The following is a 20,121-nucleotide window of genomic DNA, read 5'->3' on the forward strand; positions in this document are numbered from 1 at the left end:
GTGGGCGAGGTGCTCATCGGGCGGGCTCCACGCAGTACAGGGCCCGCCGCACGTCCTCCACGTCCGGCACGGCCTCCAGTCCGCGCACCCCGATGGTCACCCGCTCACCCGGCAGCAGGGTGACCAGCCCGGTGTCGGCCCGCGCCGCGGGCCCCAGCCGGTCCGCCTGCAGCAGCAGGTCCCGCACCAGCGTCCGCGCCGTCACGGTCACCGAACCCGGCCCGACCTCGACCTCGAACTCCGGCCTCGCATAAGGCACGTCACGATCCGGCACCGGGAAGTGCACCGCCCGCAGCGACTTCTCCCCGTCACGCCCGTCGGCCACCAGGAACTCCTTCGCCCCCACGGGCTCCACCTCGCGTGGCACCCGCACCTCGGCCACCGTACGCGCGGCGGCGGACACCTCCACCGCCGCCTCGGCGACGACGATCCCCTCCACGGTCGTCCGCCGCAACCGCAGCCCAGCGGGGGCCCACGACTCACCCGACTGGTTCACCACGGCCAACACCAGTCCCGCACCGCGCACTTGAAGCGTCAGCAACCGGTCCGCGTACAGTCGGCGCAGCTCGTGGTACAGCGGTTTCTCCCGCCCGTCCCCGTCGACCGCCGCCCACGAGGTCACCGGCCAGCAGTCGTTGAGCTGCCACACGACCGTGCCCGCGCACACCGGCCAGTGGGACCGCCAGTGCTCGACACCGGCCGCGATCGCCCGCGCCTGGTTGACCTGCGTCAGATAGTGCCAGCGGTCGAAGTCCCCGTCCGGCACGACGAAATGACGCGCGAGCCCCCGCTCCAGCTTCCCGTTCCCGTCCTCGGCCTTCTGGTGGTGCAGCATGCCGGGGGAGTCCGGCGCGAGTTCCTCACCCGGCAGCGCCCGCCGCAAGGTCGCGTACGCGGGCGGCGCCTGCCACCCGAACTCGGCGACGAACCGCGGCACATCGGACCGGTACTCCGCGTAGTCCTCCCGGTTCCAGACCTCCCAGGAGTGGTGCGTGCCGTGCGCCGGGTCGTTCGGATGCCGCTCCCAGGACCCCGACCAGGGGCTGCCCGCCGTGTACGGCCGGGTCGGGTCCAGCTCCGCGACCACCCGCGGCAGCAGCCCCAGGTAGTACCCCTCGCCCCACGACTCCCCGGCGAGCCGCTCCTCCCAGCCCCAGTCCCTGAACCCCCACAGGTTCTCGTTGTTGCCGTTCCACAGCACCAGCGACGGGTGCGGCATCAGCCGTACGACGTTCTCCCGCGCCTCGGCCTCCACCTCGCCCCGCAGCGGCTGCTCCTCCGGGTACGCCGCGCACGCGAACGGGAAGTCCTGCCAGACCAGCAGCCCCAGCTCGTCGCAGACGTCGTAGAAGTCCTCGCTCTCGTAGATCCCCCCGCCCCAGATCCGTACGAGATCGACACCGGCCCCGGCCGCCTGCCCCAGCCGCTCCCGGTACCGCTCGCGCGTGACGCGGGAGGGGAACACGTCGTCCGGGATCCAGTTTACCCCGCGCGCGAACAGCCGCTCCCCATTGACGACGAGCGTGAAACCGGTCCCGTGCGCATCGGTGCTCCGGTCCAGTTCCACGGTCCTGAACCCGACCCGCCGCCGCCACACATCAAGCGCGTCGCCCTCGCCGTACAGGGTCAACTCGACCTCGTACAAGGGCTGTTCACCGTAGTCGCGGGGCCACCACAGCTCCACGCCCGGCACCTCGAGCCGTACGGTGCCGCTCGTCCCCCCGACCTCCGCGACCGCGGCGACACCCCCGACCCGGGCCTCCAGCCGCAGCCCCGCCTCGACGGCCGCCCGCTCCACGTCGACGAGCAGCTCCACCCGGCCCGTCGTCCCCTCGACGGTCACCAGCGGCCGTACCCGGGCGATCCGGGCGGTGGACCACCGCTCCAGCCGCACGGGCCGCCAGATCCCCGCGGTCACCAGGGTCGGCCCCCAGTCCCAGCCGAAGGAGCAGGCCATCTTCCTGATGAACTGGAACGGCTGCGGATAGGCGTTCGGCCGGTCGCCGAGCCGTCTCCGCACCACCTCGGCCTCGGCGTACGCGGAGGCGAAGCGCACCGAGAGCAGACCGCTCATGCCGGTGACGTCGAAGCGGTACGAGCGGTGCATGTTCCGCACCGAGCCGAGGAGCCGTCCGTCGAGCCGGATCTCGGCGGCGGTGTCGAGCCCGTCGAAGACCAGATCGGTCTGGTCGTGCCCGCCGGCCGCGGCGCCCCCGGGCAACTCGACCTCGTACGTCCACTCCCGGCGCCCCACCCACGCCACCGCGTCCTCGTTCCGGCCGAGGAAGGGATCCGGGATCAGGCCCGCGGCCAGCAGATCCGTGTGCACACACCCGGGCACCGCGGCGGGCAGTGGTGCCTGGTCGTGCCGGAGGATCCAGCCCTCGGTGAGCGGTGTGGCGTCCAGCATGCGCACTCCCTAAACCGGTCCAGTCAGTGAGTCGACACAGTCGCGAAATTCTTTCGGCAGCCTTGGCGAAATAGGGACTTTACCGGTTCAGTGACGGGCTGCCAGAGTGCCGAACCAGCCATCCCACCCGTGCTCGTCCGTCCCGAACGGAGCTGGTGCACATGAACCACCGGAAGACGCTCACCGGAACACTGCTGGCGGCCGCGCTTCTCGCGTCGGGCTGCACCGGCGGCTCAGGAAGCTCGAAGGGCGCCGACGCCGAGGCGGCCGACGACCCGGCGCAGGTGTCCGGATCCATCACGGTCCTCACCCACCGGACGGACATCGTGCAGGACGGCACGATGCAGAAGTACGCCGACGCCTTCAACAAGACCTATCCGAAGGTGAAGGTGAAGTTCGACGCGATCACCGACTACGAGGCCGAAGTCAAGATCCGGATGAACACCGACAACTACGGCGACGTGCTCATGATCCCGGCCGTCATCAAGAAGAACGACTACCCGAAGTTCTTCGCCTCGCTCGGCACCCAGAAGGAGCTGAGCCAGAAGTACCGCTTCACCGACTTCACCGCCGTCGACGGCAAGGTCTACGGCCAGAGTCCGATGGGCGCGGCCCCCGGCTTCCTCTACAACAAGCGGATCTGGGCCGAGGCCGGCGTCACCGAATGGCCCACCACCCCGGCGGAGTTCCTCACCGCGCTGAAAGCCATCAAGTCCAAGACGGACGCGGTCCCGTACTACACCAACTTCGCCGCGCAGTGGCCGCTGAGCCAGTGGACCGCCGTCAACGGCTCGGTGAGCTGCGACACCGAGGCCACCACCCGGCTCGCCGAGGGCAACCCGTGGGGCGAGGACGGCGAACTGCGCGTCGCCGACCAGCTGTTGTACGACATCGTGCACCAGAAGCTGATCGAGAAGGACCCGTCGACCACCAACTGGGAGAACTCCAAGCCGGAGTTGGCGAAGGGCGAGATCGCGACGGCCTGGCTCGGCAGCTGGGCGGTCATCCAGTTCCGGCAGGCCGCCGAGAAGGCCGGAGCCGACCCCGACGACATCGGCTTCATGCCGTTCCCCGCCCGCGTCGACGGCAAGGCCTGCGCGACCGTCAACCCCGACTACAACCAGGCCGTCAGCATCCATGCGAAGCACAAGGAGGCGGCCCGCGCCTGGGTCGACTGGTTCACCGACAAGTCGGGCTACGCGCAGGACAACCTCTCGATCTCCACGCTCAAGGACGCGCCCCTGCCTGAGGTCCTGAAGCCGTACGAGGAGCAGGGCGTCGAACTCATCGAACTCGACGACGCCGAGGGCGCCAGGGTCAAGGAGATCGACAACGCCTCGGAGGTCGGCATCAACGGCCCCGCCTACCGCCAGGAACTGGTCGACATCGCCCGCGGCGCCAAGGACGGCGACATCGACGACTTCCTCGACGACCTCGGCAAGCGCTGGACCGAGGCAGCGAAGACCGTGGGGTCCTGATGCCCCAGGCGCGTACGACATCCCGCTCGCACGCGACGGAGAAGGCGGCGCGGCCCCGGGCGGCCGCGCCCCGGCCGCCCACGCCACGGCGCGCCCCTCGCGGGGTGCGCCTGTGGCGCGGGCTCACCCCCTGGCTCTTCCTGGCCGTCCCGCTGGCCCTGCTGATCACGTTCACCTACGCGCCGGTCGCCAACATGCTGGCGTACAGCTTCACCGACTGGGACGGCGTCAGCCCCGAGCTGCACTACACCGGCACCGAGAACTACGTCGAGATCCTCACCCGCCCCGAGCTGTTCCGGGTCTTCCTCGTCAGCGGCTACTACCTGGCCGCGTCGGCCGTGCAGATCGCGCTCGCCCTGTACTTCGCGACGATCCTCAGCTTCGACGTCCGCTTCCGGAACCTCTTCAAGGGCGTCCTGTTCTTCCCGTACCTGATCAACGGTGTCGCGATCGGCTTCGTCTTCCTCTACTTCTTCCAGGACGGCGGCACCCTGGACTCGGTCCTCGCCCTCTTCGGCCACGAGCCGGACCGCGCCTGGCTCGGTACGGAGACCTCCGCGAACGTCTCCCTCGCCGGCGTCTCGGTGTGGCGCTACCTGGGCCTGAACTTCGTGCTCTTCCTCGGCGCGATCCAGTCGATCCCGGGGGAGCTGTACGAGGCTGCCGAACTCGACGGCGCGAGCCGCTGGCACCGGTTCCGGTACATCATCGCGCCCGGCATCCGACCGGTCCTGAGCCTGAGCGTGATCCTGTCGATCTCCGGTTCCCTCTCGGTCTTCGAGATCCCGTACATCATGACGGGCGGCGCCACCGGCACCGAGACCTTCGTGATCCAGACCGTCAAGCTCGCCTTCCAGTTCAACAAGACGGGCCTCGCGTCCGCCGCCGCGGTCGTCCTGCTGCTGATCATCCTGGCGGTGACGTGGCTGCAACGCCGACTGGTCCCCGACGACAGGGTGGACCTCGTATGACGACGCCGACGCCCGTGCTGCGCAGGCGAGTTGCCCGCTCCCTCACCTATCTGTCCCTGATCGGCGCGTCGGTCGTGGTCCTGCTGCCGCTGCTGGTGGTCCTGCTGACCTCACTGAAGACGGAACGGGAGATGGCGGCCGGCGGCGGCGCCCTCACCCTGCCGGACAACTTCCTGAACCTGGAGAACTACGCCACGGCCTTCCGCGACGGCGAGATGCTCGCCGCCTTCGGCAACACGGCCTTCATCCTTCTCTTCGCCATCACCGGAACGGTCCTCATCGGCTCGATGGCGGCCTACGCGATCGACCGCTTCACGTTCCGCTTCCGGAAACTGGTCGTCTCGCTCTTCCTGGTCGCCACCCTCGTCCCCGGTGTCACCACCCAGGTCGCGACCTTCCAGATCGTCGACAGCCTCGGCATGTTCGACACTCTCTGGGCGCCGATCGCCCTCTACATGGGCACCGACATCGTCTCGATCTACATCTTCCTGCAGTTCGTGCGATCGATCCCGGTCTCCCTCGACGAGGCCGCCCGCCTGGACGGCGCCAACGCCTTCACGATCTACCGCAAGATCGTCTTACCGCTGCTCAAACCGGCGATCGCCACGGTCGTCATCGTCAAGGGGATCACGGTCTACAACGACTTCTACATCCCGTTCCTCTACCTGCCGTCCGACGACCGAGGCGTCATCTCCACCTCCCTGTTCCGCTTCAAGGGCCCCTTCGGAGCCCACTGGGAGACGATCTCGGCAGGGGCGGTCCTGGTGATCCTGCCGACCCTGATCGCCTTCCTGCTGCTCCAGAGATTCATCTACAACGGCTTCATGAGGGGAGCGACGAAGTAGGCGCCGGGCAGGAGAGCCCCGCTGCTTCCAGGGGGCGCGGGGCTGTTTCGACATGCGGCTCCGCCGCGTGGGCGCGACCAGCCACGAACGACCCGCACCCGCCCAACAACGGAACCCCTGCGGCGCTTAGGCCTTCTTCACCTTCGCGGCGGCGGACAGCGCCCCCACCAGCACCGGCGTCACCAACTCCACCTGCCAGGGCCGCGCCCCGTACCCGGCCAGCGCCGCGGAGATCGACTCGGCATCGGCCGTGGCCGGCGGCTCCCAGCACAACCGCCGCACCGTGTCCGGAGTGATCAGATTCTCCTGCGGCATGGTGAGCTGCTCCGCCAGCGCGGACACCCCGGCCCGCGCCGCGGACAGCCGCGCCGCCGCCGCCGGGTCCTTGTCGGCCCACGCCTTCGGCGGCGGGGGACCCGTCACCGGCTGCCCGTGCGCCGGCAGCGCGGAGTCCGGCAGGGCCCTGGCCCGGTCCACCGCGGCCTGCCACTGCTCCAGCTGCCGCCGTCCCATCCGGTGCCCGAACCCGGTCAGCGCGGCCAGCGCGTGCGCGTTGACCGGCAGGGCCAGCGCGGCCTCCACGATCGCCGCGTCGCTCAGCACCTTCCCCGGCGACACGTCCCGCCGCCGGGCGATGCGGTCCCGCGCCTCCCACATCTCCCGGACGACCGCCATCTGCCGGCGCCGCCGCACCTTGTGCATGCCGGACGTCCGCCGCCAGGGGTCCTTGCGGGGTTCGGCGGGCGGCGCGGACGCGATCGCGTCGAACTCCTGCCGCGCCCACTCCAGCTTCCCCTGCCGGTCCAGCTCCTTCTCCAGGGCGTCCCGCAGGTCCACCAGGAGTTCCACGTCGAGCGCGGCGTAGCGCAGCCACGGCTCGGGCAGCGGGCGGGTGGACCAGTCGACCGCGGAGTGGCCCTTCTCCAGGACGTAGCCGAGGACACCCTCGACCATCGCGCCGAGGCCGACCCGGGGGAAGCCCGCGAGCCGCCCGGCCAGCTCGGTGTCGAAGATCCGCGTCGGCACCATGTCTATCTCGCGCAGACACGGCAGGTCCTGGGTGGCCGCGTGCAGCACCCACTCCACGCCGGAGAGCGCCTCGCCGAGGCCGGAGAGGTCGGGGCAGGCGATGGGGTCGATGAGGGCGGTGCCCGCGCCCTCGCGGCGCAGCTGCACCAGATAGGCCCGCTGACCGTAGCGGTAACCGGACGCGCGTTCGGCGTCCACGGCGACGGGGCCGGAGCCGGCGGCGAAGGCGGCGATCACCGCGGCGAGCGAGGACTCGTCGGCGATCACGGCCGGAATGCCCTCCCTCGGCTCCAGCAAAGGGATCGGCGCCCCCGCTTCAGAGGATCCGCCGTCGTCCGGAGGGGCGCCTCCGGTGGTTCGCAGGGTCCTGTCTGCTGCGGTCTCTTGGGCGTCGGTCACCTGTCAAGGGTATCTGTGTATGGACATGGCCCGCCGACGGAACGTTCCGCCGACGGGCCCTGTGGGGTCGTAAACCAGTCACGTGTCACACGTGTCAGTGAATGTTCCCGGCGAACCGGGAGAGGCCTGACGTACAGGGGAAATACCGGCCTCTCGCTGCCTGCGAGGTCCCGGTGTCAGTGGATGATCCCGGTGCGCAGGGCCACCGCCACCATTCCGGCACGGTCGCCGGTGCCGAGCTTGCGTGCGATTCGGGCCAAGTGGCTCTTGACCGTGAGTGCGGACAGGCCCATGGAGACGCCGATCGCCTTGTTCGACTGCCCCTCCGCGACCAGGCGCAGCACCTCGACCTCGCGTCCCGACAGTTCCCGGTAGCCGCCCGGGTGGCTCGGGGCGCCCGGGGGACGGCGGTGCATACGGGCCGCGGAGCCGATGGGGGCGGCACCGGGGCGGGTGGGCAGTCCGATGTTGGTGCGGGTGCCGGTGACGACATATCCCTTGACGCCGCCGGCGAGGGCGTTGCGGACGGCGCCGATGTCGTCGGCGGCGGAGAGGGCGAGGCCATTGGGCCACCCCGCCGCGCGGGTCTCGGAGAGGAGGGTCAGGCCGGAACCGTCCGGCAGGTGGACGTCGGCGACGCAGATGTCACGGGGGTTGCCGACGCGGGGACGGGCCTCGGCGATGGACGAGGCCTCGATGACGTCGCGGACGCCGAGGGCCCACAGGTGGCGGGTCACGGTGGACCGGACCCGGGGGTCGGCCACCACCACCATCGCGGTCGGCTTGTTCGGACGGTAGGCGACCAGGCTTGCGGGCTGCTCGAGGAGAACGGACACCAGGCCTCCTGGGTGCGGGACGGGGGCCGGCTCGCTGGGCTCGTGGGGTCGAAGCCGGGACGAACCGTGCTTTCAAGGTCACAGAGGTCTTCGGCACCAAACCTCTGCTCCTTTAGAGAATGATCACGATTTGGTGAGTAACAATACGTTCAATTCGGACAAATCTTCGATCATTCGAAGATCGAACGGTGTCGCTTCATGTCGATACGCGGCCGAAAGTGGCCGTATCGACAAAGTGATGGTTTTGATCGGCGTGGTGGCTCGCACGCGAAAGGACCGTGCTCCGGCGGAGCACGGTCCTTCGAGGAGGGAAGGGTTCAGCGGGACTGCGGACCCCGCCGCTGCGGCAGCGACACCACCGCCGCGTCCCCGGGGTCGACCGCCGGAGGCAGGCCCGCGATCTGGGCGAGCAGATCGCACCAGGAGGCGAGGTGCGCGGCGGTGTCGGGCACCCCACCCAGGACCTCGCGCGGGGTCCACGACGCCCGGATCTCGATCTGCGACGCGGCCGGCCGCGTCGCCAGCCCGCCGAAGTAGTGGGAGCTCGCCCGCGTCACCGTCCCGCTCGGCTCCCCGTACGACAGCCCCCGGGACTGCAGTGCGCCGGTCAGCCACGACCAGCACACCTCCGGCAGCAGCGGATCGGCCGCCATCTCGGGCTCCAACTCCGCCCGCACCAGGGTCACCAGGCGGAACGTGCCCTGCCAGGCGTCGTGGCCCGCCGGGTCGTGCAGCAGCACCAGCCGGCCGTCGGCGAGGTCCTCGTCACCCTCGACGACCGCGGCCTCCAGGGCGTACGCGTGCGGGGCGAGCCGCTGGGGCGGCTTGGTCGACTCGATCTCGATCTCCGGCCGCAGCCGTGTGGCCCGCAGCGCTTCGACGGCGGAGCGGAACGGCAGCGGTGCCGTCTCCCTCGCATCGCGCTCCCCCTCCTTCGCGTCGTCCATCCCGCCAGCGCCGTCCGACAGTCGTCCCTGAGCCGCAGCCATGCCGGAACATTAAGGGGAACGGGGCCCCGGCGCAGGGCAAGACACCCGTGCGCTGGGTCACGGTCGCATCGCGCTGAGCGAACGCGGGCCGCGCCGACCCGTCGTCCACGGGGCGGGCCGTCGCTGTCAAGCGGGCGTGCGAGACTTTGCCTCGTGAGTGCCAACGCCAGCCCCTCGGGCCACCAGCCGACCGCCACGTACAACTCAGCCTTTCTGAAGGCGTGCAGGCGCGAGCCCGTGCCGCACACACCGGTGTGGTTCATGCGGCAGGCCGGGCGCTCGCTCCCCGAGTACCTGAAGGCGCGCGAGGGCATCCCGATGCTGGAGTCCTGCATGCGGCCCGAGCTGGTCACGGAGATCACCCTCCAGCCGGTCCGCCGGCACCGGGTGGACGCGGCGATCTACTTCAGCGACATCGTCGTCCCGCTCAAGGCCATCGGCATCGACCTCGACATCAAGCCCGGCGTCGGACCGGTCGTCGAGAAGCCGATCCGCAGCCGCGCCGACCTCGCCCAGCTGCGCGACCTGACCCCCGAGGACGTCTCCTACGTCACCGAGGCCATCGGGATGCTCACCGCCGAACTCGGCGCGACCCCCCTCATCGGTTTCGCGGGGGCCCCGTTCACCCTCGCCAGCTACCTCGTCGAGGGCGGCCCGTCCCGCACGTACGAGAACGCCAAGGCGATGATGTACGGCGACCCCGAGCTCTGGGCCGACCTGCTGGACCGCCTCGCCGACATCACGTCCGCGTTCCTCAAGGTGCAGATCGAGGCGGGCGCCTCCGCCGTCCAGCTCTTCGACTCCTGGGCCGGAGCGCTGGCCCCGGCGGACTACCGCCGCTCGGTGCTGCCCGCCTCCGCGAAGGTCTTCCGGGCCGTCGAGCCCTACGGCGTCCCCCGCATCCACTTCGGAGTCGGCACCGGCGAGCTCCTGGGCCTCATGGGCGAGGCCGGCGCGGACGTCGTCGGCGTCGACTGGCGCGTCCCGCTCGACGAGGCCGCCCGCCGCGTCGGCCCCGGCAAGGCGCTCCAGGGCAACCTGGACCCGACCGTCCTGTTCGCCGGCACGGAGGCCGTCGAGGCCAAGACCCGCGAGGTCCTCGACACCGCCGCCGGCCTGGAGGGCCACGTCTTCAACCTCGGCCACGGCGTCATGCCCAGCACCGACCCGGACGCCCTGACCCGCCTCGTGGAGTACGTCCACACGCGGACGGCCCGCTAGGCGATCACCCCTCGCGCCCGGACCTCACCACCCCGGCCGCGCCCGTCTGCCGAACAGCAGGCCGCGTGGCTCGGGTGGGGGCGGGGTGCCGGGACGCAGGGGCCAGGCGAGGAGCATGCCGGCGACGAAGCCGACCAGGTGGGCCGTATAGGCCACCGTGCCGATGTCAGAGACGCTCTCGCCGGACGAGTACACGGCCTGGAGCACGAACCAGGAGCCCAGCACCAGCCACGCGGGCAGTCTCAGGGGCAGGAAGACCAGGAACGGGACGAGGACCCAGACCCTGGCCTTCGGGTAGAGGACGAGATAGGCGCCGAGGACCCCCGCGATCGCACCGGAGGCGCCGATCAGGGGCTCGCCGGAGTCGGCGTCGAGGAGGGCGTAGCCGTACGACGCCGCGTACCCGCAGGCCACGTAGAACAGGGCGAACCGTACGTGGCCCAGCCGGTCCTCGATGTTGTTGCCGAAGATCAGCAGGAACAGCATGTTGCCCAGCAGGTGCAGCCAGCCGCCGTGCAGGAACAGCGCCGTGAGGACGGAGAGCGCGGGCGACTTGTCGTAGCCCGGCGGGCCCAGCGCGCAGCCGCCCGACGGGGCGAGTTCGCCGGTGGGCACCAGCCGCGGCAGCTGATGGAGGATCAACTCCTGGGGTATCGCCGCGTACTGCTCCAGGAACGCCTGCGTATGGCACAGCCGGGCCACTTCGCTGTCACCCGGCACGGAGCCGGCGAGACCCGGCATGAAGACGAAGACGAAGACGTTCGCGGCGATCAGCGCGTAGGTCACGTAGGGCGTGCGGCCCGAGGGGTTCACGTCATGGACGGGGATGACCACACCGGACTTGTGCCCCGGATACGCGGCCGGAATCAGCATCTCGGGGGTGGTGCGGGCCGGGCGTGGGATCGGTGTCGGCGCCGGTGAACATGCGGGGCGGGTGGTGCGTATGACTTCTCAACCGCGGATCTACGTATCTACGTGAGGAACAGGCGATGAACGACCGAGTTGCCCCGGCGATGCACGCCACTCCCGATGGCGAGGCCGAGATCTCGTTGGTGGTGCGGCTGCCCTGGGAAGACGTGGCCGCGCTCGGCCAGGAGGCCGGGCGGCTGGCCGCGCGGATGCAGCGGCCGGTGACGCTGGACGAGGCCGTGAGCCATCGGTTGCGGTCGGCCCGGCCGGCGGCGCACGCGAAGCCGGCGACGCCTGCGGCGCAGCCGGCGGCGGTGACGTCCGCCGCGTCGGTGTCCTCGTTGCCCTCGCGGCCTCCGGCCGATCAGGCTCGGCAGGCGATCGATCGGATCACCGGTACGTCGGCCGTGTGACGGGGGATGGAAGACGGGGGATCGCCGTAGCGGTGCTGTGCGTGGCCGGGTGCGGGTTCGTCGTGGCTGGTCGCGCAGTTCCCCGCGCCCCTGAAAAGCCGGGGGCGCGGCCCCTGTCATCAGGAGGCACCCTCCTCAGGAGGAGCCCCTCCTCACCGCCGCCGTCGCCTTTCTCGCCGCCACCAGGACCGGGTCCCAGACCGGGGAGAAGGGCGGCGCGTAGCCGAGATCCAGGGCGGTCATCTGTTCCACCGTCATGCCGGCGGTGAGGGCCACCGCCGCGATGTCGACGCGCTTGCCCGCGCCCTCCCGGCCGACGATCTGGACGCCCAGGAGACGGCCGGTGCGGCGTTCGGCGAGCATCTTCACCGTCATGGGAGCGGCGCCGGGGTAGTAGCCCGCGCGGCTCGTCGACTCGACGGTGACGGTGACGTACTGGAGGCCGGCCCGGTCGGCGTCCTTCTCCCGCAGACCGGTGCGGGCGATCTCCAGGTCGCAGACCTTGCTGACGGCGGTGCCGACGACACCGGGGAACGTGGCATAGCCGCCGCCGACGTTGGCGCCGATGATCTGGCCGTGCTTGTTGGCGTGGGTGCCCAGCGGGATGTGCCGCTCGCGGCCCGAGACCAGGTCCAGGACCTCCACGCAGTCGCCGCCGGCCCAGATGTCCGCGTGGCCCCGCACGCGCAGGGCGAGATCGGTGAGCAGGCCGCCGTGGTCGCCCAGGGGCAGTCCTGCCGCCTTGGCCAGGGTCGTCTCGGGGCGTACGCCGATGCCCAGCACCACCACGTCCGCCGGGTACTCGGCGTCCTCGGTGGCGACCGCGCGGACGCGGCCGTCGTCGTCGGTCCGCAGGGCCGTGACCTCGGCGTCGTCGACCATGGTGATGCCCAGGCCCTCCATGGCCATGTGCACCAGGCGGCCCATGTCCGGGTCCAGGGTGGACATCGGCTCCTTGCCGCGGTTGACGACCGTGACCTCGTAGCCCCGGTTGATGAGCGCCTCGGCCATCTCCACGCCGATGTATCCCGCGCCGACGACCACCGCGCGACGGCCCTCGCTGGCGGTGAGCGTGTCCAGCAGGGCCTGACCGTCGTCCAGGGTCTGCACCCCGTGCACCCCGGTCGCGTCGACGCCGGGCAGGTCGGGGCGGATCGGGCGGGCGCCGGTCGCGATGACGAGCTTGTCGTACGCGGTCCAGGACTCGGTGCCCCTGTCGAGGTCCCGCGCCCGCACGCGGGAGCCCTCGACGTCGATCTCCACGACCTCCGTACGCATCCGCAGGTCGATGTCCCGGGCCCGGTGCTCCTCGGGCGAGCGGGCGATGAGCCGGTCGCGGTCGGTGACGTCGCCGCCCACCCAGTAGGGGATGCCGCACGCCGAGTAGGAGGTGAAGTGGCCCCGTTCGAACGCCACGATCTCCAGGGCGTCGGGGCCCTTCAGCCGGCGGGCCTGCGACGCGGCGGACATGCCCGCCGCGTCGCCTCCGACGACCACCAGGCGTTCCCTCGAACGTTCTTCAGCGCCGCTCGTGTTCATGGGAACACGCTACGGGGCCCCGCGTCCGGGGCCCGCGTCACTCCCGCTCCTGCCGCTCCTCGCGCTCCTTCTCGTCCGGCGCGGAGGCCGGGAGCGAGGCGGCCGCGCCGGCCGTGGCCGCCGCCGGCGCGGGCCGGCGGGTACGGGCGAGGCGGTACCACGCGAGCAGCACGAGCGCCGCGGCCACCGCGAAGGGCAGGACGGCGGCGAGCGCCAGGCCCAGCCAGCGGAAGACGGCGACGAACGCGTTCCAGCCGCCGGCCAGGGCGTCCGAGAAACCGGGGTCGTCGTCGACGACGGCCTTCTTCACCGCGGTCTCGGACAGGGAGAGCGTGATGGTGGCCAGGCTGGTGCGGTCCTTCAGGGACTTCTGCTGGGCCAGCAGGGACTCCAGGTCGGCCTGACGGGAGCTCAACTCGCCCTCCAGGGTGACCACGTCGCCGAGCTTGGTCGCCTTGTCCATCAGTTCGCGGATCCGGGTCACACTCGCCCGCTGCGTCTTGATGCGGCTCTCCACGTCGACCACCTGGTCGGTGACGTCCTCGGCGTTCGTCTTCCGCTCGATCAGCTTGCCGGTGCCCTCCAGTTCGGTGAGGACCTGCTCGTACTTCTCGGCGGGCACCCGCAGGACGACCCTGGTGCGCTCGCGGTCCTTGCCGTCCCGGGTCGTGGACTCGCTGCCGACGAAGCCGCCCACGCCCTCGACGGCGGTGCGGGCCTCGTCCAGGGCCTTCGGCACGTCCTTGACCCGCACGGTCAGGGTGGCGGTGCGGATGATGTGGGTCGGGCTGACGTCCGGCACGTCGGAGCCCTTGCCCTTGCCGGTGTAGTCGCTGCTGCCGCTCTGCTCGGAGAGGGCGCCCTCCTGGCGGGCCGCGCTGTCGTCGGTCCTGGACTTGGCCGCGTCGCTCGCGGCGCCGGCGCCACGGTCGTCGGAGCAGCCCGTCAGGGCCAGGGCGCCGGCGAGGAACAGGGCCGCCAGGGCCGCAGCGGGCCGCCGGGAACGTCGTCCGTGTGTCGCTGCCATGAGATGTGCCCCCCGAGGGTCGAGAAATCGCCTGTCTGCCTTGCTGACGGTCCTTTGACGCCGGAGCGGGCCGGAACGTTGGGCGTGGGCCGTCGCGAAGCGGTCACGGTCGGGACTCGGCAAGGCCACGGCCGAGTCGCCCGGTGGGCGGGACCGGCGCCGTGACTGTCGGTGACGTCTGAGAGGGTGGGACCATGAGCGGATCACGTACGGACGTCGGGCGCGACGCCGGGCACGTCGTCGTCATCGGGGCCGGCATCGCGGGGCTGGCCGCCGCGCACGGGCTGCTGGACCGGGGCGCGAGAGTGACCGTCCTGGAGGCCTCGGACCGGGTCGGCGGCAAGCTGCTTCCGGGCGAGATCGCGGGCGTCCGCGTCGACTTCGGCGCCGAGTCGATCCTGGCCCGCCGGCCCGAGGCGGTCGCCCTCGCCCGGGAGGTCGGCCTCGCCGGCCGGCTCCAGCCGCCCGCGACCGCCACCGCCTCCCTGTGGACCCGGGGCGCCCTGCGCCCCATGCCCAAGGGGCACGTCATGGGTGTCCCCGGCACCGCGTCCGCCCTGGCCGGAGTCCTGTCCGAGGAGGGCCTGGCCCGTATCGAGCGCGACACCGATCTGCCGCGCACGGAGATCGGCGACGACGTGGCGGTGGGGGAGTACGTGGCCGCCCGCCTCGGCCGCGAGGTCGTCGACCGTCTCGTGGAGCCGCTGCTCGGCGGGGTCTACGCGGGCGACGCGTACCGCATCTCGATGCGCTCGGCCGTTCCGCAGCTCTTCGAGGCCGCGCGGACCCACACCTCCCTCACCGAGGCCGTCCGGGGCATCCAGGAGCGGGCGGCCGCCGCCCGGCAGACCGGCCCGGTCTTCATGGGCATCGAGGGCGGCGTGGGGCAACTGCCGCTCGCGGTCGCCGAGTCGGTACGGGCCCGCGGGGCCGAGATCCTCACCCACGCCCCCGTCACGGAACTGCGCCGGCGGCCCTCGGGCGGCTGGCGCGTCGTCGCCGGAGGCGGCCCGGGCGCGGCAGGCGCGGCGGACACCGGCGCCCGTGTCCTGCACGCCGACGCCGTCGTCGTGGCTGTCCCCGCGCCGGTCGCCGCCGGTCTGCTGCGCGCCGAGGCGCCCGAGGCCGCCACCGAGCTCGGGGCCGTCGAGTACGCCTCGATGGCCCTGGTCACCCTCGCCTACCGCCGCGCCGACGTGACCCTCCCCGAGGGCAGCGGCTTCCTGGTGCCGCCGGTCGACGGCCGCACCATCAAGGCGTCCACCTTCGCCTCCCAGAAGTGGGGCTGGATCGCCGACGAGAACCCGGACCTGCTGGTCCTGCGCACCTCGGTCGGCAGGTACGGCGAGACGGCGATCCTGGAGCACGACGACGCCCACCTGGTGGAGGTGTCGAGAACCGACCTGCGCGAGGCCACCGGCCTGACCGCGGCCCCCCTGGAGACCCGCGTCACTCGCTGGGACGACGGCCTGCCGCAGTACCCGGTCGGCCACCACGCGCGCGTGGCCCGCCTCCGCGAGCACCTCGGCAAACTGCCCGGACTCGCGGTCTGCGGCGCGGCGTACGACGGCGTCGGCATCCCGGCGTGCGTCGCGAGCGCCGCCGCCGCGGTCGACCAGATCCACGGTGACCTGCGGGCCGTGCGGCACCTCACGGCCCACCCGGTGCAGAGCCTGCACGGCGGAGCGGGAGAATGAGACCCATGAGCGACGACGCCCCCACCACCGAGTCCGGCCGGATCCCGAACAAGGGCAAGCTGGCCAAGGACCTCAACGAGGTCATCCGTTACACGCTGTGGTCCGTCTTCCGGCTGAAGGACGTGCTGCCGGAGGACCGCGCCGGCTACGCCGACGAGGTCCAGGAGCTGTTCGACCAGCTCGCCGCCAAGGACGTGACCATTCGCGGTACGTACGACGTCTCGGGTCTGCGCGCCGACGCCGACGTCATGATCTGGTGGCACGCCGAGACCAGCGACCAGCTCCAGGAGGCGTACAACCTCTTCCGCCGCACCCGGCTGGGCCGCGCGCTCACCCCGGTGTGGTCGAACATGGCGCTGCACCGCCCCGCCGAGTTCAACCGCTCGCACATCCCGGCGTTCCTCGCCGACGAGACGCCCCGCGACTACGTCAGCGTCTACCCCTTCGTGCGCTCCTACGACTGGTACCTGCTGCCCGACGAGGACCGCCGCCGGATGCTCGCCGACCACGGCAAGATGGCCCGCGGCTACCCCGACGTCCGGGCGAACACGGTCGCCTCGTTCTCGCTCGGCGACTACGAGTGGATCCTCGCCTTCGAGGCCGACGAGCTGTACCGCATCGTCGACCTCATGCGACACCTGCGTGCCTCGGAGGCCCGGATGCACGTCCGCGAGGAGGTCCCGTTCTACACGGGCCGCCGCAAGTCGGTGGCGGAACTGGTCGCGGGCCTCGCGTAGCCCGGCCTCGCGTAGACCGGTCCCGTGCAGACCGGCCTCGCACAGTCCGTCTCCCGCGCCCCTGCTCGTTCTCAGGGGCGCGGGGAAACCGCGCGATCAGCCCCTGAGGGCCCGCAGCTCGGGGACGGCCGCCCCGCCCCGCACGGCTCTCGGCTCCTGCTCGGGTCGCGCGGCGCACGCCGCCCTCCGCTCCGGCAGCCGCCCCCGCAGCAAGTACGCCTCCAGGTAACGGTTGACGCAGGTGTTGGACCCGCCCGCGACGCCGTGGTTGCCCGCGTCCCGCTCGGTCACCAGCACCGCGCCCCACAGCCGCCGGTGCAGCTCGATCGCCCCGTCGTACGGCGCGGCGGCGTCCCGCTCGGCCGCCAGGATCAGCGTCGGCGGCAGCTCCCCGGGCCCGGTCCGTACGTCGAGCGGCTGCTGCCGTGGGCCTTCCCAGTAGGCGCACGGCAGGTTGGTCCACACGTTGTCCCAGGTCTCGAAGGGCGCGGTCCGCGCGAGCCGGGTGTTGTCGCGGTCCCAGTCCCGCCACCGCGTCGGCCAGGGCGCGTCGTTGCACTCCACGGCCGTGTAGACGGCCTTCGCGTTCTCCTGCTCGGCGGCGGCCTCCGGGTACGGACCGGCGATCTGGATCAGCGGCTTCGGGTCGCCCTTCAGATACGCGGAGAGCGCCAGGGCACGCTGCGGCCAGTGGTCGTCGTAGTACGCGGCCTGGAGGAACGCGCCCTGCAACTGGCCCGGACCCACCGTGCCGCCGGCGGGCCGGGCGGCCAGCCGCGCCGACGCCCGCTCGTAGCTGCGCAGCACCTTCCGGGGGGTGTCGCCCAGCCCGTAGACCCGGTGGTGCTTGGCCACCCAGGCCCGGAAGTCCGCCCAGCGCCCCTCGAACGCGGCCGACTGGTCGAGGTTGTTGCGGTACCAGATCTGCTCGGGGGCCGGGTTCACGGCCGAGTCGAAGACCATCCGGCGGACGTGCGAGGGGAACAGGGAGGCGTACAGCGCCCCGAAGTACGTCCCGTACGACGCCCCCATGAACGTCAGGCGCGGCTCCCCGAGCGCGGCGCGCAGGACGTCCAGGTCACGGGCGTTGTTGAGGGAGTGGTAGTGCCGCAGTGCGCTCCCGCCCCGCCGCGCGCAGCCGCGCGCGTACGCCTTGGCACGCGCGACGCGTTCCTTCTTGTACGCCTCCGAGGGGTGCGTCGGGGCAGGTGCGGGCCCTCTGTGCAGGTGCTTCGGGTCCTGGCAGGACAGCGGTGCGGAGCGGCCGACCCCGCGCGGGGCGTATCCGACGAGGTCGTACGCGGCGCCGATGCGCTTCCAGTCCGGGAGGTGGCCGATCAGCGGGAAGAACATCCCGGAGGCGCCGGGCCCGCCCGGGTTGAACACGAGCGCTCCCTGCCGGGCGACCTTCCTCCCCTTGGCGTCCTTCCCCCTGGCCTCGATCCGGCTGACGGTCAGTGAGATCTGCCGTCCGTCGGGCTGTTCGTAGTCGAGCGGCACCTTGACCGTCCCGCACCGCACCGCGGTCGGCAGCCCCTCCGCCGCTGGGCACTTCCCGAACCGGATGCCCTCGTCCGCGGCCCGCTCGGCCGCGACGGCTACCGCGTCCGCCGCCGTCCGGGTCATGTCCCCCTCGGCGGGCGCGGCGCCGAGGCCGCTCAGCACCACCGCCCCGACCGTCCCGTAGAGCACGGCAGCCCGCATGGCGAATCCCTCCGAAGCACGACAGCGACAAAGGGATGTTTGGCCTTAAACAGGGCGAATGTAAAGGACTGTCGGGGAGTGTCGCAGTCGCTGTCGCCATCCCTTTCGCCCTCGCTATCGCTGCTCGAAGGCCGCCCGCAGCTCCGGCGACCCGACCGCCCCCACGCCCCAGACGGCCACGGAGACGAGCTCCGCCAGGTCGCCTCCGCCCCGGCCGGCGACGGTCCGCAGCACCCGCGCCCCCTCGGGTGTCGCCCAGCGCGTACCCGGCTGCCTCTCGACCCGCGCGATGACCAGACAGCTGAGCGTCAGCACCAGCGGCAGCGCGAACCACAGCGCGACCAGCACGCGGTGCTCCTCGAATCCCTGCGCGGGCAGCAGCAGCGCCAGCGCCCCGAGTCCGCACACACCCAGCGCGGCGCCCCGTACCTGGGTGACCGCGTCGGCCACGCTCGTGCGCGCGGCGTCGGGCACGGCCAGCCCCGCCGCGACGAGCCGGTCGGAGAGGCGGCGTACGGAGTCCGCGGCCGCGGCGGCCCTTCGTACGGGCGCTATCCGGGCCTGCCCGCCGGGGCCTATCGCGCCGATGACGGAACGCTCCAGGTCGTCCCGTCCGTCCGGGTCCACGACCGTCACCCAGCCGGTGTGGGCGAGCAGGAGTCTGCGGCGGCCGGCCATGGAGACCAGGGTGAGGTCGGCGACGCGGGCCGGCCCGCCGGACAGGAACGCCGCCTCGTACAGGGTGAGCCGGTGGCAGTGGTGGGTGTGGTCGGCACGGACGTCGGACTCGGCCGCCGCCGCGCGCATCGAGGTCAGACAGAGTCGGGCACAGGACACGCCGGCGGCGGCCCAGGCCAGCAGGAGGAAGAGGACCCAGAGCATGGCGATTTTCTATGCGCCGGCCCTGGGGCGTACCCCCCGATGTCCGCAATCCGCAGGGAACGCGCCCGCTCTCTTCCGTTTGTTCGCGGCCGCGGCCCGCAATTGCCAGGACCGGGCCGCGGCGGTGGGTGGATCGGCGGGAGCGGGGCCGGGGCGCCCGCCTGTCTCAGCCGTCGTCCACCGGGCCGTTGGCGGCCGGAGGCAGGCTGTACGTCGGCGACGGGTCCGGCCGGGACGGGGTGGGCGAGGGGGTCACCGGGACGGGGGAGCCGGGGTCGGTCGACGGAGTGGGGGGCGTGGGGGAGTTGGTGAGGGGCGGGGCGCTCGCGGTCGCGGCGTCGCGGGCGATCGCGTCGTAGTCGACGAGCCCGGTGGCCTCCAGAACCTTGATGTGGTCCAGGACGGTGGTGTTGGCGTCGTCGGCGAGGTCACGGACCAGCGAGTTGCGGGTGGTGGCCCGGACCTGGGCGACGACGGAGAAGACCTTGCCGTGCGCCAGCCGCAGGATGTTGGCGAACTCACGGTCGTAGGTCTCGCCCTGCGCCGCCGTCAGCGTCTCCAGCCACTGCTTCTGCTGGTCGCTCGGCTGGTTGGGCAGGGGCACGGCGAGGCGCGCGGCGACGTTGCGGACCCGCGCGTCGAGGAACGTGTGCCCCTCGACGAGATGCTCACCGGCGGTGCGTACGGCCTGGGTGCCGCCCTTGGTCTGGGCCTGCTGCCCGGCCGGCAGCTCCCACAGCCCCGCCAGTCTGACCTTGGTGATGAAGTCCCGGTCCAGGGCGGACAGCGGGCCGTACTGCGTCGTCACGGTGGACGCGTTGAGTACGCTCACGCCGGTCCCGGAGCGGTCCGCGTACGACCAGATCGGGAAGAGCAACGCGACGAGTGTCGCTGTCAGTCCGGCGACGATGAGTCCTGTGCCACTGAACAGTCCTCCTCTGCCGTTGGTGGTTCGCATGGTGCCTCCTGCTCGCGGCACCGCACGCTAGTGCGCTACGGGTGCTGGTCGGCCTACACACCGGCATGTTACTGCCC

The 20,121-nt window shown here is 71.8% G+C and carries 17 protein-coding genes; 7 read left to right on the forward strand and 10 right to left on the reverse strand.

What is annotated here, in order from left to right; genetic code table 11:
* Positions 1 to 13: 13 nt before the first annotated feature.
* Positions 14 to 2,410, reverse strand: coding sequence for a glycoside hydrolase family 2 protein (locus GWK25_RS11755; protein ID WP_215449753.1), 2,397 nt, complete (start codon positions 2,408 to 2,410; stop codon positions 14 to 16).
* Between the two features lie 161 nt (positions 2,411 to 2,571).
* Between GWK25_RS11755 and GWK25_RS11760 the strand changes: the two genes are divergently transcribed.
* The 3 genes from GWK25_RS11760 to GWK25_RS11770 are packed head-to-tail and all read left to right on the forward strand — an operon-like array spanning position 2,572 to position 5,704.
* Positions 2,572 to 3,888, forward strand: coding sequence for an ABC transporter substrate-binding protein (locus GWK25_RS11760; protein ID WP_215449754.1), 1,317 nt, complete (start codon positions 2,572 to 2,574; stop codon positions 3,886 to 3,888).
* The gene (locus GWK25_RS11765; protein ID WP_215449755.1) at positions 3,888 to 4,859 is read left to right on the forward strand and encodes a carbohydrate ABC transporter permease; all 972 of its coding nucleotides are present in this window, start codon (positions 3,888 to 3,890) and stop codon (positions 4,857 to 4,859) included. Before GWK25_RS11760 ends, GWK25_RS11765 begins: the two co-directional genes overlap by 1 nt.
* Positions 4,856 to 5,704 (forward strand): carbohydrate ABC transporter permease, encoded by an 849-nt coding sequence (locus GWK25_RS11770; RefSeq protein WP_251828825.1) that lies wholly within the window; start codon positions 4,856 to 4,858, stop codon positions 5,702 to 5,704. The genes GWK25_RS11765 and GWK25_RS11770 overlap by 4 nt, the downstream gene beginning before the upstream one ends.
* Positions 5,705 to 5,830: 126 nt before the next feature.
* Here the strand turns inward: GWK25_RS11770 and GWK25_RS11775 are convergent, their stop codons facing one another.
* The 3 genes from GWK25_RS11775 to GWK25_RS11785 all read right to left on the reverse strand — a co-directional run bounded on the left by GWK25_RS11775 (position 5,831) and on the right by GWK25_RS11785 (position 8,957).
* Complete coding sequence (locus GWK25_RS11775; RefSeq protein ID WP_215449756.1) at positions 5,831 to 7,132, reverse strand: HRDC domain-containing protein; 1,302 nt, start codon at positions 7,130 to 7,132, stop codon at positions 5,831 to 5,833.
* A 176-nt stretch (positions 7,133 to 7,308) separates the two neighbouring features.
* Positions 7,309 to 7,968 (reverse strand): response regulator transcription factor, encoded by a 660-nt coding sequence (locus GWK25_RS11780; RefSeq protein ID WP_033529424.1) that lies wholly within the window; start codon positions 7,966 to 7,968, stop codon positions 7,309 to 7,311.
* Positions 7,969 to 8,285: 317 nt separating this feature from the next.
* Entirely contained in the window at positions 8,286 to 8,957 is a 672-nt protein-coding gene (locus GWK25_RS11785; protein ID WP_251828826.1) for a DUF3000 domain-containing protein, read from the reverse strand.
* 153 nt (positions 8,958 to 9,110) lie between these two features.
* Between GWK25_RS11785 and hemE the strand changes: the two genes are divergently transcribed.
* Positions 9,111 to 10,178 (forward strand): uroporphyrinogen decarboxylase, encoded by a 1,068-nt coding sequence (gene hemE, locus GWK25_RS11790; protein WP_215449757.1) that lies wholly within the window; start codon positions 9,111 to 9,113, stop codon positions 10,176 to 10,178.
* A gap of 24 nt (positions 10,179 to 10,202) precedes the next feature.
* Here hemE and GWK25_RS11795 read toward each other — a convergent pair whose 3' ends face one another.
* Positions 10,203 to 11,012 carry a rhomboid family intramembrane serine protease gene (locus GWK25_RS11795; RefSeq protein WP_215457328.1) on the reverse strand — a complete coding sequence of 270 codons (810 nt, stop codon included), beginning with the start codon at positions 11,010 to 11,012 and terminating at the stop codon, positions 10,203 to 10,205.
* A 155-nt stretch (positions 11,013 to 11,167) separates the two neighbouring features.
* Here GWK25_RS11795 and GWK25_RS11800 point away from each other — a divergent pair, with 155 nt between their 5' ends.
* Positions 11,168 to 11,500, forward strand: a complete 333-nt coding sequence (locus GWK25_RS11800) for a hypothetical protein (RefSeq protein WP_215449758.1) — start codon at positions 11,168 to 11,170, stop codon at positions 11,498 to 11,500.
* 135 nt (positions 11,501 to 11,635) lie between these two features.
* Here GWK25_RS11800 and GWK25_RS11805 read toward each other — a convergent pair whose 3' ends face one another.
* Both GWK25_RS11805 and GWK25_RS11810 read right to left on the reverse strand, forming a co-directional pair.
* Positions 11,636 to 13,039, reverse strand: coding sequence for an FAD-dependent oxidoreductase (locus GWK25_RS11805; protein WP_215449759.1), 1,404 nt, complete (start codon positions 13,037 to 13,039; stop codon positions 11,636 to 11,638).
* A gap of 37 nt (positions 13,040 to 13,076) precedes the next feature.
* Positions 13,077 to 14,066 carry a DUF4349 domain-containing protein gene (locus tag GWK25_RS11810; RefSeq protein ID WP_215449760.1) on the reverse strand — a complete coding sequence of 330 codons (990 nt, stop codon included), beginning with the start codon at positions 14,064 to 14,066 and terminating at the stop codon, positions 13,077 to 13,079.
* Positions 14,067 to 14,260: 194 nt separating this feature from the next.
* On the opposite strand from GWK25_RS11810, the gene hemG reads away from it, so the two are divergent.
* Positions 14,261 to 15,763, forward strand: a complete 1,503-nt coding sequence (gene hemG, locus GWK25_RS11815) for a protoporphyrinogen oxidase (RefSeq protein WP_215449761.1) — start codon at positions 14,261 to 14,263, stop codon at positions 15,761 to 15,763.
* A 5-nt stretch (positions 15,764 to 15,768) separates the two neighbouring features.
* The gene (gene hemQ / locus GWK25_RS11820; RefSeq protein WP_033529407.1) at positions 15,769 to 16,500 is read left to right on the forward strand and encodes a hydrogen peroxide-dependent heme synthase; all 732 of its coding nucleotides are present in this window, start codon (positions 15,769 to 15,771) and stop codon (positions 16,498 to 16,500) included.
* A gap of 96 nt (positions 16,501 to 16,596) precedes the next feature.
* Here the strand turns inward: hemQ and GWK25_RS11825 are convergent, their stop codons facing one another.
* The 3 genes from GWK25_RS11825 to GWK25_RS11835 form a co-directional block, all read right to left on the reverse strand.
* On the reverse strand, positions 16,597 to 18,204 hold the full coding sequence (locus tag GWK25_RS11825; protein ID WP_215449762.1) for an alpha/beta hydrolase: 1,608 nt from the start codon (positions 18,202 to 18,204) through the stop codon (positions 16,597 to 16,599).
* 114 nt (positions 18,205 to 18,318) lie between these two features.
* Positions 18,319 to 19,086 (reverse strand): TIGR04222 domain-containing membrane protein, encoded by a 768-nt coding sequence (locus tag GWK25_RS11830; protein ID WP_215449763.1) that lies wholly within the window; start codon positions 19,084 to 19,086, stop codon positions 18,319 to 18,321.
* A 166-nt stretch (positions 19,087 to 19,252) separates the two neighbouring features.
* Positions 19,253 to 20,044 (reverse strand): DUF4142 domain-containing protein, encoded by a 792-nt coding sequence (locus tag GWK25_RS11835; RefSeq protein WP_215449764.1) that lies wholly within the window; start codon positions 20,042 to 20,044, stop codon positions 19,253 to 19,255.
* Positions 20,045 to 20,121: the final 77 nt, after the last annotated feature.

It is taken from the genome of Streptomyces sp. ATCC 21386 (assembly GCF_018728545.1).
Taxonomy (GTDB): domain Bacteria; phylum Actinomycetota; class Actinomycetes; order Streptomycetales; family Streptomycetaceae; genus Streptomyces.